We start from the raw sequence: 13,520 nt of genomic DNA, 5'->3' as shown, positions 1-13,520 counted from the left end.
TAGCCTCCGTTAACGTTTCTGAAATGCAATTGTCACTTCACCCAAGGTAAGCCCGAACTTGCTCATCTTGGCGCGGTTTAGCAATACACCATCGGGTTGCAAGAACATCCAGTCATCGAAACTCACCTGCCACACTTTGCCATCTACTGGTAGCTTCAAATCGTATTGCCAGTTGAGCGCATTACCATTAGCCACGCCTTTGGCTTCGCCGACCACATCTGCCGCCCGCCCGCTGTAACGGTGTGCATCTTGCTTGCGGATGCGCCAAACACGCTGCGACTTTTCGCCATCATTCCACACAAAATCTTCTGTCATTACCAACTCACCATTGGGGCTAACTTCGCCTTTAATATCGACCACAAACTGGCGTTTTAACGCGCCGCCGCGATCCTGAAACATGCCCCAACCACGGGTGTTGCCCTGAAAATACTCAAACAGGTCAAATTTTGGTTCAAAATTCGCGTAGTCTTCAATCTTCATGCTGCTGCACCCGCTCACGATGAAGAGCAGAAGGGTAAGCAGCATAGAGCGCATTCGCATAACTCATCTCCCAATAATCACGAAAATCGACTTCACTAAATGGAAAGTTCCACATACGCCAAATCACCCACGCTTTTAACAATACCGGCAAACCGGCATATAACAAGGCCATGCTGGTTAAGGTAAACGCCGTTTGAGTACTGGCATCCGCTACAAACCCCGCCCAATCCAATAACGGGAACGCAATCCCTACGGCTAAAGCCAGCGCCAATTTGGTCAACAAACCCCATACCCCAAACAGCAATCCCGTATTGGGGTTGCCCTGATGCTGCATTTGCTGGGCAATATCCGCTTGCATTGACGCTGGTAATGCCACATCTGCCCCTAACGCCAAGCCACTGACGACGCAAATCGCTATGAACCATGCGGTATCGCCCACACCCAACAACGGCACAAACGCAAACCCCAACACGGATAATATAAGAGCCAATGCCCATGCCCGACTTTTGTCGACGTGCCGTGCCAACCACAACCACAGCGGTAGACCAAGAACACCGCTGAGGAAGTAAACCAGCAGCACCACGCCCACCTGTTCCGGTGCTTGCAATACATGCGTCACAAACAAAATGAACAGGGTAGCGGGCAAGGCATTGGCGAAACTGTTAATAAAGTAAGCGGGCAGCAACTGGCGTATCGCTGGATGTGCAGAGAGAATGCTACCCACCTTGCGCAAGGGCGCGAACCGACGCTCTTGACGGCGCTCCACCAACCACAGCAAGGCAGGCAGTAACGCCAATGGCAACAGCCACCACAGCAACGTTGCCAATGTGCCCAACGTAGTCACCGCAGCCTGAGAGCCGACGAAGAACGGTAAACTAATCACGACCACCGTACCGAGAATGGCAAACCCTTCCCGGCTGGCGGAAAGCGCACTCTTGCCGTGGTAATCACGGGTCATTTCTGCCCCCCATGCTTGCCAAGGAATGCTGATAAATGTCCACCCCAGATAGGTGACGAACGACCAGGCAAACAAATACAACCCATCGACCTTACCGCTAGGGCGCAGCAAATACTCCAAACCCACCAGTAATAAGGGTAAACCCAATAACATAAATAACTTACGCCGCCCCATCCGGCTTTGCACTTTGTCGTTCAGCCAGCCGATCAGTGGGTCGGTAATCACATCCAAGCCACGTGCCGCCAGTAGCGCCATCCCTACCACACTCAACGACAAGCCTAAGTCTTGCGCATAAAACGAGGGCAAATACACATACAACGGCAAACCCAACATCGCCAGCGGTAGCCCCGGTAAGCCGTAGAATAGCAACTGGCGATAATGGGCAGCGGTCATGACAGCGGTTTCTCCAAGGTGGTTTGGATTACATCAATACGCCCCTCGTTGAACCCCGCTTCGCAGTAAGCCAAGTAATAACGCCACAGCCGTTCAAAACGTTGGTCGTATCCCAACGGGCGCAGAGTAGGCAGAGCGGCAATAAACCGCTGATCCCACTCTGCCAGAGTACGCGCATAGTCTTTGCCAAAGCTAATATGATTGATTTGTTTAAGGTTGTTATCTGTAATCAGCGTATCCAAGCGTAAGGGGGAAGGTAACATGCCACCCGGAAACACATAACGCTGGATAAAATCTGCCCTTGATCGGTAGGTTTCAAACCATGCATCGCCAATGGTGATGATTTGCAGCACGGCACGTCCACCGGGTTTCAGATGGTGTTGCAAGGTTTGGAAATAGGTTTCCCAATACTGTTCGCCAACTGCTTCAAACATTTCAATGGAGACAATGTGGTCGTAACTGCCTTGCAAGTGACGGTAATCACGCAATTCCATTTGGGTTTGCGTGCCGAAGCGTGCCAAGCGGTGTCGTGCCCATGCCAATTGTTCGCGGGAGAGGGTAATGCCATGCACCTTGCAACCGTATTCTGCTGCTAGTTCCGCAAAGCCACCCCAGCCGCAACCAATTTCGAGGATGGTTTGCCCCGGTTGTACCTGCAATTCGTCGAGGATGCGCTGGTATTTGGCGCGTTGCGCTTGTTCCAGCGTCATTTCCGGTGCGGTATAGAGCGCGGCAGAATAGGTCATGCTGGCATCAAGCCATTCACGGTAGAAATCGTTACCCATGTCGTAATGGTGCGCAATGTTCTTGCGGCTATTGTGCACACTGTTACGGCGTAAGTTGTGCCACCAGTTGGCAGGTTTGCGTAACAGTTTGCGGTTGTCGAGCGTATTACCGAACTTTTCCCAATTGCGTAATAACAAGGTCAGTAATGCGGCAGGGTGATCGCTAGACCAATCGCCCGCGACATAGGCTTCGCCAAACCCTAAGTCACCCTTACCCAAGCATTTGAGGGCGAGGCGTAACGGATGGTGAATACGAATAGTGGCGTGGAGTTCATCACTATGCCCGACAACGTAACGTTCGCCGTCAAGGTGAATGGTGAGTCTGCCATGTTGGATACGGGCAAGAACCCCCATTAGCCAGCGTTTAAAGGTGGGCAAATGCCCAAAATCAGCAACCAGTGGGCGGGGTAAGGTGGTTTCTAGCGGCATTCAGGTGATCTCCTCAGTCGGTGGGGCGGGTTTACGGTGGAATGTGCCGCCTTTAAGCCAGATTTTGAGCGCCTCCCAATGGATAAGCGCCATGATTTTGAGACTTTGTAAGGGGATACGCGCAAAGCATTGCAGCAATACCCGTGTTGAAAACGCTTCACGCTGACCTTGTTGGCTGGCAATCAGCATTAATTCATCGCCTTCGTATTCGTGGATCAGGATATTCAGCTTGTCCTGAGGTTGATGAATAAAAAATTCATAACGTGCCTGCATTCCCACAAACGGTGAAACATGGAATACCTTTTGCTTACTGCCGGTGACGATGGGGGCGAGGGGTTTTCCCTGTTCATGCAGCAAGTAATGATGGTGTTCGCCAAAGGTATTGCGGACTTCCCCAATCACCGCCAGCAAGTTGCCCGTCGTGTCATGGCAGAACCACAGGCTCAACGGGTTAAAGCCATACCCCAAGATACGCGGGAAACACAGCAATTGGATGTTGCCAATGGGGGCGCTAATCCCCTGCTTGTGCAGCACCTGTTCAACCCATCCCCGCCATGCGCTGCCATCGCGTGCGCCGTGGTCACGTTGGTAAAGGCTGAACAGGTTGAAACGGTCGATCGAAAACAGTGGGTTACGCCCGATTTCTGGGAGTCGGTCGATGTCCACCAATAAACTAAAAACGCGATAGCTGAAACGGTATTGCATCGGAAAACGCCGACTGTGCATGACTGTTGAGGGGAAGACAGCCGCTGCGTCGTGCATGTTCATGATGCAACCGCCCCAGCCATCGCAAGCGCAAGCACAGGTTGAGGAGTCGTTTCCTGTGCTTTGACCCAAACCGGGGTGATACCAAAATCCTTACACACCGTAACCGCCGAGGCGAGCGCGTCTTCATGGAAACCATAACGGTGATAGCTACCGCAAAACCATGAACATTGCTGCCCTTGCAGGTTGGCGAGTTGTGGCTGCGCATCCATGGCGGCTTGGTTGAAGATGGGATGTTCGTAAGTCATGCTGGTAATAATTTGTTCGTCACTGGGCAATAGGTAGGGGTTGAGGGTGACGAAATAGTCTTTACTGGTGTTCAGCCCTTGCAGGTTATTCATCCAGTACGTCGCGGTCATTTGCTGGCGAGATTCGGGCTGGCTGGTGGCAAGATAATTCCAGGACGACCAGACGTTGCGGTTGACGGGCATGAGCTTGGCGTCGGTGTGCAAATAGGTCTGATTCTTTTCGTACTGAAAGCAACCGAGGATGCGTTGTTCTTCCGGTGTTGGTTGCACCAGCAGTGCAAGGGCCTGGTCGGCGTGGCAAGCAAAAATGACGGCATCAAAGTCGTGCTTGGCGGTCGCGGTGAACACGCTGGCTTGGGTGGCAGTACGTTCTACCCGGATTGCGCCGGATTGCAGTTGAAGCTTATCGCCCATTGCGGCGAGAAGTTTACGGACATAAAAAGAACTTCCTCCGCAAACGGTGCGCCACTGGGGACGGTTGTGGAGATCAATCAAACCGTGATTGGCGAAGAAGCGGAGGAAGCTGAGCGCGGGAAACGTTAGCATGGTCTCAACGGGACACGACCAAATGGCGGCTCCCATTGGTAGTAAATAGTGTTCGCGCATCTCACGGGAAAACTGGTGCGCGTCGAGCATTTCACCCAAGCTCATATTGGGCACTGCAACGGGGTTTTCGAGCAAACGGTGTGCGACTTTATTGAAGCGCATGATTTCTTTGAGTAAGCGCCAGTGGCTTAGGCGGAACAAGTTTTTGCGTTGTGCGAACAGGGTATTGAGACTAGAGCCGGAATATTCCAATTCGCCTTGATTCAGCGAAAACCCAAACGACATATCGGTGTCACGGGTGGGAATGCCGAGTTGTGCGAATAGCCCAATCAGGTTGGGGTAGTTGCGGTCATTGTAGACGATAAAACCGGTATCAACAGGGATTTGGCGGTCTTGTTCAGGTACGTCGATGGTGTGGGTATGCCCGCCGAGATAGGCATTTTTTTCAAACAGGGTGACGTTGTACTGTTGATGCAATAACCATGCGGATGCAAGCCCTGTAATACCTGAACCAATAATTGCCACACGTTTCTTGTACATATTCCGCACTTCCTTTGTCTAAACCTATACCTTACTTGTACGGTCGAGTATGCGTTATGGATGCAGGGAAGTGCTAAAAAACGAAGCTTTTGTGGGGTTATCGGGTCTGGGTATTGGGTATAATGCTTTTTCTGTTTCCCTTATTGTTGTTCAGGAATGGCATGGCTATTAAAAAAACCGAACTCTACCGCTCCCTGTGGGAAAGCTGCGACGTGTTGCGCGGCAGCATGGACGCTTCCCAATACAAGGATTACATCCTCACCTTGTTGTTTGTGAAATACGTGTCGGACAAGGCGGGGCAGGCAGATTCGTTGATTGACGTGCCGGAAGGGGCATCCTTCGCCGATATGGTTAAGCTCAAGGGCAAGCCCAATATTGGCGAAGGCGTGCAGATGGTCATCGACAAACTCGCCGAAGAAAACCACCTTAAGCGCGTCATCAATAACGCCGATTTCAACAACCCCGACAAGTTAGGCAGCGGTAAGGACATGATCGACCGCCTCAGCAAACTGATCGGTATTTTTGAAGGTTTGGTTTTGGGCGGCAACCGCGCTACCGACGACGATTTGCTGGGTGATGCGTATGAATACCTGATGCGCCATTTCGCGGTGCAATCCGGCAAGAGCAAGGGGCAATTCTATACGCCGTCGGAAGTCTCGCAGGTGTTGGCAAAAATTATCGGCATTACGCCACATACCACCCAAGACAAAACCGTGTATGACCCGACTTGCGGTTCTGGCTCTTTATTGCTGAAAGTGGCTGACCAAGCCCCGAATGGGCTGACGCTATACGGACAGGAAAACGACAACGCCACCACCGCGTTGGCGAAGATGAATATGATCCTGCATGAAAATGCCGACGCTGACATTCAGCAAGGTAACACGCTGGCAAATCCGCTGTTTCTGAAATCAGCCGATACGCTGGAAACCTTCGATTTCGTGGTGGCAAACCCGCCGTTTTCCAATAAGCAGTGGACTAACGGGGTGAATGTCGAGGAAGACCCGTTTGGGCGCTTTGAATACGGCGTACCGCCTTCAAAAAACGGCGATTATGCGTTTCTGTTGCACATTCTCAAATCCATGAAAAGCACGGGCAAAGCGGCGGTGATTTTGCCGCACGGGGTGTTGTTTCGGGGCAATGCCGAGGCGGATATTCGCCAGAATCTCGTGAAGCAAGGGTATATCAAAGGCATTATCGGTTTGCCTGCCAACCTGTTTTACGGCACGGGGATTCACGCCTGCATTATCGTGCTGGACAAGGAAGATGCCCACGCCCGTAAAGGCATTTTCATGGTGGATGCCAGCAAGGGCTTTATCAAGGATGGCAACAAGAACCGCCTGCGTAGCCAAGACATTCACCAAATCGTCGATGTATTCACCAAGCAAGGCGAAGTAGCACGCTATAGCCGCATGGTGACGTTGGCAGAGATTGCGGGGAATGGGTATAACCTGAATATCCCGCGTTACATTGATGCCTCTGAGCCGGAAGATATTCACGACCTTGACGCGCATTTGCAGGGCGGAATTCCGCAGCGCGATCTGGATTTGCTGGAACATTACTGGCAGCAATTCCCGACCTTGCGCAAACAGCTTTTTCAAGCCGATACCCAACGCCCAACCTATTTCCGTAGCCAGTGTGCCGCCAACGATTTTAAGCGCACGATTCTGGCGGGTGAGGAATATCAGGCATTTGCGGATCAGGCGATGCAACGTTTCGCGGCATGGCGGGCGCGGCATGTGGATGGTTTGAAAGCCTTGTCGCAAGGGATCAAGCCCAAAGACAAAATCCGTGAGTTGTCAGAGGATTTGTTGTTGACGTTTACGGGTGCGCCGTTGCTCGACAAGTACGCGGTTTACCAGATTTTAATGGATTACTGGACAGAAACCTTCCAAGACGATGTGTACATGCTCGCGCTAGAAGGCTGGTCGCCGCCTGCGTTGGTGCGTCTGGTGCGCAAAGATGACAAGGATAAGGATGTTGAAAAACCGGATTTGGTGGTGGGCAGCGGTAAGAGTGCGCAAAAGTTTAAGATGGATTTTATCGCGCCGAGTTTGATGATCGAACACTATTTTGCGGCTGAACAGGCGGCGCTGGATGCATTGCAACAGGTGCAGGATGAAGCGACGCAAGCCCTCACCGAGCATCAGGAAGAGCATGGCGGGGAAGATGGTGTGTTGAAGGATGTCAGCAATAAAGCCGAAGCTGAAAAAGAGCTGGCAGACAATGAAGATTTGGCATGGAAAGCCTTCGACAAAGCGGGTTTTGCGCAGTACGACAGCCAGCGTAAGGCTTTGGATGCTGCGGAAAATCGCATCCGTGCGCTGGAAGATGAGCCAGTGCTGGCGGACTTCAAAAATGCCAAGGGCAAAATTGCTGCCAAGGATGTGAAAGAGCGGCTGACGGATAGCTACACTCCAGCGGAAAACCGTGTGCTGGATGATTATCTGCGAAAACTTGCTGAGGCAGCAACGGCGCGTAAAACCTTGAAGCAGCAGCGTGAAGATTGGCAGATGTTGAAGACCCTCACCCCCCGGCCCCCTCTCCCAGAGGTAGAGGGGGAACAAGAGCGGATTGTTGCTGATATTCAAATCATTGAAACGTGGCTGACATTGTTGGAGGCTGAGGGGCAAGCCAAAAAAGCGGTCAAAGAGGCGCAGGAAAAGCTCAATCAGCAAGTGCTGGAACAATACGGCAAGCTGGACGAGTTCGATATGAAGGTGTTGATGGTCGAAAAGAAATGGCTGGCAACGCTGGAAGCGCGGGTACGGTCTGACATCGAACGCATGATTCAGCAATTCGCCAACCGCCTGAAGCAACTGCATGAGCGTTACGCGCAACCACTGCCAACGCTGGAACAACAAACTGCCGCGCTCAGTGCTACGGTTGCCAAACACTTGCAAGCGATGGGGTTGTCATGGTGATGAATAATTCTTCCAAACAGACCGATGTTGCCCTCTCTATACAACCCTTGATTGAGAGCCTTAGCCTGATCATTGAGCAAGGTCGAGGACAGTTAAAGCAATCGGTCAATAGTGTGATGCTGCAAAGCTATTGGCAGATGGGGCGCGTAATTGTCGAGCATGAACAGCAAGGGCAGGCACGGGCAGCTTACGGTACGCAACAGTTGCAGCAGATTGCGCAACACCTTACCCAGCAGTTCGGCAAGGGCTTTGATGTCAGCAATTTGCGCAATATGCGACGTTTATCAAGCAAAGACCCTGCACCCATTATTCAAGAGGCACAGGAAAGAACTGCTGCCTTACAACAGAATGCAAAAGATTATTTGCGTGACCCTTATATTTTAGACTTCCTGAACTTGCCGTCAAAACATATGTTGGAAAGCGATTTAGAGCAGGGCTTGATCGACAACTTGCAACGCTTTTTGCTGGAGCTGGGTAAGGGATTTGCGTTTGTGGAGCGTCAGCAACGGGTGCGGACTGCTGATCAGGATTTTTATATCGACTTGGTGTTTTACCATTTTAAACTGAAATGCTTTTTGCTGATTGATTTGAAGATAGGCAAGCTGAATCATCAGGATGTGGGGCAAATGGATACTTATGTGCGTATCTATGACCAACACAAAAAGGGCGATGATGATAATCCTACGATTGGGTTGATTCTGTGCAGTCAGAAAAGCGAAGCCATCGTTAAGTATTCCGTGTTGACCGACAGCCAACAACTGTTTGCGGCGAAGTACCTGCCTTACCTGCCAACTGAGGAAGAACTTAAGCACGAATTAGAACGTGAACGCGAGTGGGTACAAGTGCAGCTTACCCAGCAAGGAGACTTCGATGACTAACGCCACCATCCCCGCAGGCTACAAACAAACCGAAGTCGGCATCATCCCCGAAGACTGGGAAGTTAAATCATTAGGTGATGTTGCATCTTTTGGTGGAGGAACTACACCCAGTAGAAGCCAACAAGAAAAATATTTTGCTAATGGTGTTTTTCTTTGGGTAAAAACAACCGATCTAAATAATTCATATATCTATGAAACTGAGGAGAAAGTTACTCAGTCCGCAATGAGTGAAACCTGTTTGACTTTGCACCCATCTGAAACGATTTTAGTTGCAATGTATGGTGGACTTAATCAAATAGGTAGAACAGGCTTGTTGCTATCTCCCGCTACAATTAATCAAGCACTTTCTGCCGTTATACCAAATGACAAGCTCATTGTTTCACATTATGCTTTGCACTACTTAAACTTTAAAGTTGATTATTGGAAAAGCGTTGCGAGCAGTAGCAGAAAAGATCCTAATATCACAAGTAATGATATTAAAAGTTTCCCTATAATACTTCCTTCTATAAAAGAACAAACCGCTATTGCTATCGTTCTTTCTGATGTGGATGCTCTGATTGCGTCGCTCAATGCCCAGATTGCCAAAAAACGCGACATTAAAACCGCCACCATGCAGCAGCTTTTGACCGGAAAGCAACGGCTGGCGGGTTTTGGTGAAGGCAAAGGCATGAAGTCGAGCGAGTTGGGGGAAATACCGGAGGATTGGGAGGTTGTTCCTCTGAGTGAATTAATTAGGCAACTTATCGCTGGAGTAAGTGTAAATTCTATTGATAGTGATGATTATGATGAGGAAACGAGTGCGATTCTGAAAACCTCAGCAGTTTACAATGGACGGTTTTTTCCTCAAGAGTCAAAAAAAATTTCTGCAACAGATATTAAAAGAGCAAAAATAAATCCCCATGCTAATAGTATTATTGTTAGCCGAATGAATACACCATCTTTAGTTGGTGAATGCGGTTATGTTGATAAAAGTTATCCATTTCTTTTTGTTCCAGATAGACTTTGGTCGATTTATCTCAGAAGTGAAAAGACTAATGTGAAATGGTTGGTATTACTTCTTGGCTATTCAAAGTTTCATCTGGCAATTAAAGAAATAGCGACGGGAACTAGTGGCTCTATGAAGAATATTGCTAAGCCTGCATTTCTTGCTTTGTCTGTATTCTGTCCGCCTAGTGAGGAGCAAGCGGCGATTGCGGGGGTGTTGTCGGCGATGGATGAGGACATTGCGGCATTGGAGCAGCGGCTGGCGAAGACCAAGGCGATGAAGCAGGGGATGATGCAGGAGTTGCTGACGGGGAGGACGCGGCTGGTGGTGGGGTCTACCAAACCATCGCCGTTTGATCTGTACGAACAAACAAAGCGAGAGAACTTTGTACATAGTTCACGTCTGGAAGGCATCCACATGCCAATGCAAAAACCAGAAACATCATTAGCGGATGTTTTGGCTAAATACCGGGCTGCTTGATATGGATAAATACGATGCTATCCATGATTATTATTGTTATCCGAGTTCGGCGGTATTAAAAAATAAGCTCGGCATAACGGATGCGAGTATTTTTGAACAGGCAGAGTGTGATATTACCAGTCTTACCATTGAGCGAGTGACTTATCAATCACCGCCTTATACGTTGCAAACGTTTAAGAAAATTCATTACGCTTTATTTTCAGATGTTTATGAATGGGCAGGTGAGATACGAACAGTTGATATTTCAAAAGGTGGCACACGCTTCTGTACGTGTAACCGCATTGAACCAGAAGCTACCAAGCTATTTAGAAACCTTGAAAAAGATCACTGGCTGAAAGATTTGTTACCTGCTGGCTTAGCAACTAAACTTGCTGAACATTATTGTGAATTCAATATGTTGCACCCGTTTCGGGAAGGAAACGGACGAGTGCAACGTATTTTCTTTGAGCATCTGGCACTGTCATCTGGCTATCGTCTGGATTGGCGTGATGTCACCAAAGACGAATGGATTCAGGCAAATATCGACGGCGTGCAAGTCGAATACGGCAAGATGGAAAAGATTTTTGCGCGGATATTACAAACGACGCAGGACATTAAGTAGTACCCCGTAAAGCCAAACTGATGCACCCTAAACACCTTGATAAGGTTCTGATTTATCAGTATTAGCGTGAGTGTGCCGACGCGATTTGTATGAGGATGTGGGGTTTGTGCAAGAAGTAGACATTAGAACCTGATAAAAATCATGCTGTACTTTTGTATATAATGTTATATATGATCAAAAAATAGCATTGATGATGGATGGCAATTAATATATTTAATTTATAATATTGATTGTTTAACTAATGATTATGTGAATGCGGGCTAGTTTCTTATGGATAACTCACACTTGAATGGCGTCTTTCCTGTAGTAGCAGAAGATACAACAGCGCCCCAGAAAAAGGTATTGGACGTCGTTTTCATCCACGGCTTGGGTGGCGATGCTTACACAACATGGCAAGCTGATGATGATCCTAAAAAATTCTGGCCTGCTTGGTTGGCGGAAGATATTAAAAACGTTGGTGTGTGGACGGTTGGTTATGGTGCTTCCCCTACCCGTTGGGTAGAAGATGAAATGCCGATGCAAGATCGCTCATTTAATTTGTTACATCATTTTTCAGTCAATAAAATTGGTGAAAAACCTTTTATTTTAGTGACCCATAGTATGGGTGGTTTAATTGCGAAATACCTGTTAACTTCAGCCGAACAAGAAAACTCTAAAAAATATCGAAAAATAGCGGATAATTGTACAGATATAATTTTTCTGGCTGTTCCTCATAATGGCTCTGAACTTGCCAATATATTTGAGTATGCTCGTTTTTTCGTGCGTCGCAATGAAATTGTTCGGCAACTACAAAAAGATGAATCTGCTTTGCGTTACCTTGCAAATGGATTTAAAAACTATGTGCAACGAAAAAAAATTCAATGTATATCTTATTACGAAACCAAACAAGTTCGTGTGAAAAAACAAGGTTTGCTTGGGCTTGGTAAAATTGTACCTTTTGGAAAGATGATTGTTAGCGAGTCCAGTGCTATTGGTAATTTTTCTCAAGAGCTTCCTGTGCCATTGGATGCGGATCATATTTCAATTTGTAAAATAAATTCACGAGAAGATTTGTTATATTTAGGCATGAAGGAAATAATTAGTCGTCGAATGATGAATAATGGATTGGATGACGGTTTGGTTGATGATTTTGATGCAGTTATAACAGCACGTATTAATGAGTTAGAGAATGACACTCAACATATTATTAATAAAATGCAACGTGTTTCTAGTGAACGAGATCAGCTAAAATCTGAATGTATTTCCGATTACAGAGATGTTGCTGATTGGTTATCAGACAATAGAAATGTGTTGGCAGAGCGAATTAGCACAAAGGCGATAACCAATTATAAAAGTCAGTTGAATGTACAGAAAATACCTAAAACCGAAGAGGAAATTGAAGATTTTCAATTAGATGTCTCACAATTTATTGGTCAGTTGGAAGTGTGTTTGTTGCAGGATAGTAAGAAAATAATGGATGAACCTTATTTTAGCATTGGTTTTGATGTTGAGCTGTATGAGACTGCCTTGTCATACCTACTAGAAAGAACACCTGATGATGTTTCTCCTCAATCAAAAGTAAGGCTTAAGTATTTTATTGATTACTTGATCAAGCGCATTTAGCTTGGCAATCCCAAGCCAAATGCTGGGTTTTTTAGATGGTTAGCTATTTTGATTTCTCTTTCGCAATAGCAGCTTTGATGCGTTCCATTTGCTCCGTAAGGCGCTTACGTTCCCTGTCAGCAGTCTTTAGCTGGCGTTCTAACTCATGATATTCCTTGGTCAATTGGTCTAGCTTAGACATAAATCCCCCTGTGTTGATAAATCATCATAATTAGATTCTATTGGCAATAGAAAGTTCATGCAAATTTGGATAGCTAGCGATAAAACACAGGCATGGTGATGCACTTTTCGGCATAATAAACCCTTGTTATCCACGGGCAAAACAGAGCAAGCATGAGTAACGTCAGTGACCGCGAGCGCATTACCCAAAATCGCGTTATCCGTTTGTTTCAAGACAAACTCGGTTACGAGTATCTGGGCAATTGGGAAAAACGCGCCAACAACCGCAATATCGAACCTGATTACCTGAGCGCGTGGTTACGCAAGCAACACGTCAGCGACACCTTGATCGACAAAACCCTGCAAGAATTGGCGCGTGATAATGCCTTGGATGAAGGCAACAATCTTTATACCCCTATACGCATCAACTTTAAGCCCTCCATTCCCTAACTTGCTGTAATCTCATCCAATTATTAGGTTTTTTCCTCCGTTTGTTTTGTCGGCAAGCGGTTGAAGAAGCGAAGAGTTTTGCCAGTTGCTTGAGGCATTTTATCAAGCTGCGTCGCTCAGCGATGCAGGCGGCAAGATGGGAAGCCTGTTCCTGAATGGCTTGAACACCTTTGGTGAGGCTGCGCTGGGGTATTTCCCACAATCCGGTGAGCATGATCCAGTGTTGGATGAGGATAATCAGTAATTTGACGTAGATTTCACACAAAATTCGCCATACGTTGGCACTTCTGGAAACCGCGA

Annotated in this window: 13 protein-coding genes; 7 read left to right on the top strand and 6 right to left on the bottom strand. The window is 47.8% G+C overall.

Features of this window, described 5'->3' with window-relative positions; translation table 11 throughout:
• Positions 1 to 9: 9 nt before the first annotated feature.
• Genes BLV87_RS16025 through BLV87_RS16005 form a run of 5 tightly spaced genes read right to left on the bottom strand, consistent with a single transcriptional unit; the run spans position 10 to position 5,144 of the window.
• Positions 10 to 480, bottom strand: coding sequence for a DUF3833 domain-containing protein (locus BLV87_RS16025; protein ID WP_245707058.1), 471 nt, complete (start codon positions 478 to 480; stop codon positions 10 to 12).
• Positions 470 to 1,831: an MFS transporter gene (locus BLV87_RS16020; protein ID WP_093070289.1), complete on the bottom strand. Its 1,362-nt coding sequence runs from the start codon at positions 1,829 to 1,831 to the stop codon at positions 470 to 472. The genes BLV87_RS16025 and BLV87_RS16020 overlap by 11 nt, the downstream gene beginning before the upstream one ends.
• A complete protein-coding gene (locus tag BLV87_RS16015; RefSeq protein WP_093070288.1) occupies positions 1,828 to 3,045 on the bottom strand; it encodes an SAM-dependent methyltransferase in 1,218 nt (405 codons plus the stop codon). Before BLV87_RS16015 ends, BLV87_RS16020 begins: the two co-directional genes overlap by 4 nt.
• Complete coding sequence (locus BLV87_RS16010) at positions 3,046 to 3,813, bottom strand: DUF1365 domain-containing protein (RefSeq protein ID WP_093070286.1); 768 nt, start codon at positions 3,811 to 3,813, stop codon at positions 3,046 to 3,048. It abuts the gene before it with no gap.
• Positions 3,810 to 5,144, bottom strand: a complete 1,335-nt coding sequence (locus BLV87_RS16005; RefSeq protein ID WP_093070284.1) for an NAD(P)/FAD-dependent oxidoreductase — start codon at positions 5,142 to 5,144, stop codon at positions 3,810 to 3,812. Before BLV87_RS16005 ends, BLV87_RS16010 begins: the two co-directional genes overlap by 4 nt.
• A gap of 161 nt (positions 5,145 to 5,305) precedes the next feature.
• Here BLV87_RS16005 and BLV87_RS16000 point away from each other — a divergent pair, with 161 nt between their 5' ends.
• The 5 genes from BLV87_RS16000 (at position 5,306) to BLV87_RS15980 (ending at position 12,611) form a co-directional block, all read left to right on the top strand.
• Positions 5,306 to 8,065, top strand: coding sequence for a type I restriction-modification system subunit M (locus BLV87_RS16000; RefSeq protein ID WP_093070282.1), 2,760 nt, complete (start codon positions 5,306 to 5,308; stop codon positions 8,063 to 8,065).
• Positions 8,065 to 8,943, top strand: coding sequence for a PDDEXK nuclease domain-containing protein (locus tag BLV87_RS15995; protein WP_093070344.1), 879 nt, complete (start codon positions 8,065 to 8,067; stop codon positions 8,941 to 8,943). The genes BLV87_RS16000 and BLV87_RS15995 overlap by 1 nt, the downstream gene beginning before the upstream one ends.
• Positions 8,936 to 10,408 (top strand): YhfG family protein, encoded by a 1,473-nt coding sequence (locus tag BLV87_RS15990; protein ID WP_093070280.1) that lies wholly within the window; start codon positions 8,936 to 8,938, stop codon positions 10,406 to 10,408. Before BLV87_RS15995 ends, BLV87_RS15990 begins: the two co-directional genes overlap by 8 nt.
• 1 nt (position 10,409) lies before the next feature.
• Positions 10,410 to 11,009, top strand: a complete 600-nt coding sequence (locus tag BLV87_RS15985; protein WP_093070342.1) for a putative adenosine monophosphate-protein transferase Fic — start codon at positions 10,410 to 10,412, stop codon at positions 11,007 to 11,009.
• A gap of 285 nt (positions 11,010 to 11,294) precedes the next feature.
• A complete protein-coding gene (locus BLV87_RS15980; RefSeq protein ID WP_175517982.1) occupies positions 11,295 to 12,611 on the top strand; it encodes an esterase/lipase family protein in 1,317 nt (438 codons plus the stop codon).
• Positions 12,612 to 12,654: 43 nt separating this feature from the next.
• Here the strand turns inward: BLV87_RS15980 and BLV87_RS19505 are convergent, their stop codons facing one another.
• Positions 12,655 to 12,792, bottom strand: a complete 138-nt coding sequence (locus BLV87_RS19505; RefSeq protein WP_175517980.1) for a hypothetical protein — start codon at positions 12,790 to 12,792, stop codon at positions 12,655 to 12,657.
• Positions 12,793 to 12,944: 152 nt separating this feature from the next.
• On the opposite strand from BLV87_RS19505, the gene BLV87_RS15975 reads away from it, so the two are divergent.
• The gene (locus BLV87_RS15975; protein WP_175517978.1) at positions 12,945 to 13,220 is read left to right on the top strand and encodes a hypothetical protein; all 276 of its coding nucleotides are present in this window, start codon (positions 12,945 to 12,947) and stop codon (positions 13,218 to 13,220) included.
• Between the two features lie 85 nt (positions 13,221 to 13,305).
• On the top strand, positions 13,306 to 13,464 hold the full coding sequence (locus BLV87_RS19500; RefSeq protein WP_175517813.1) for a hypothetical protein: 159 nt from the start codon (positions 13,306 to 13,308) through the stop codon (positions 13,462 to 13,464).
• Positions 13,465 to 13,520: the final 56 nt, after the last annotated feature.

This window comes from Thiothrix caldifontis (genome assembly GCF_900107695.1).
Classification (GTDB): domain Bacteria; phylum Pseudomonadota; class Gammaproteobacteria; order Thiotrichales; family Thiotrichaceae; genus Thiothrix; species Thiothrix caldifontis.
This window is presented reverse-complemented; position numbering and strand designations above follow the sequence as displayed.

Bases quoted from the DNA above. Each gene is read 5' to 3' on its own strand.
- BLV87_RS16025 (WP_245707058.1), bottom strand. From the start codon at position 480: ATGAAGATTGAAGACTACGCGAATTTTGAACCAAAATTTGACCTGTTT.
- BLV87_RS16020 (WP_093070289.1), bottom strand. From the start codon at position 1,831: ATGACCGCTGCCCATTATCGCCAGTTGCTATTCTACGGCTTACCGGGG.
- BLV87_RS16015 (WP_093070288.1), bottom strand. From the start codon at position 3,045: ATGCCGCTAGAAACCACCTTACCCCGCCCACTGGTTGCTGATTTTGGG.
- BLV87_RS16010 (WP_093070286.1), bottom strand. From the start codon at position 3,813: ATGAACATGCACGACGCAGCGGCTGTCTTCCCCTCAACAGTCATGCAC.
- BLV87_RS16005 (WP_093070284.1), bottom strand. From the start codon at position 5,144: ATGTACAAGAAACGTGTGGCAATTATTGGTTCAGGTATTACAGGGCTT.
- BLV87_RS16000 (WP_093070282.1), top strand. From the start codon at position 5,306: ATGGCTATTAAAAAAACCGAACTCTACCGCTCCCTGTGGGAAAGCTGC.
- BLV87_RS15995 (WP_093070344.1), top strand. From the start codon at position 8,065: ATGAATAATTCTTCCAAACAGACCGATGTTGCCCTCTCTATACAACCC.
- BLV87_RS15990 (WP_093070280.1), top strand. From the start codon at position 8,936: ATGACTAACGCCACCATCCCCGCAGGCTACAAACAAACCGAAGTCGGC.
- BLV87_RS15985 (WP_093070342.1), top strand. From the start codon at position 10,410: ATGGATAAATACGATGCTATCCATGATTATTATTGTTATCCGAGTTCG.
- BLV87_RS19505 (WP_175517980.1), bottom strand. From the start codon at position 12,792: ATGTCTAAGCTAGACCAATTGACCAAGGAATATCATGAGTTAGAACGC.
- BLV87_RS15975 (WP_175517978.1), top strand. From the start codon at position 12,945: ATGAGTAACGTCAGTGACCGCGAGCGCATTACCCAAAATCGCGTTATC.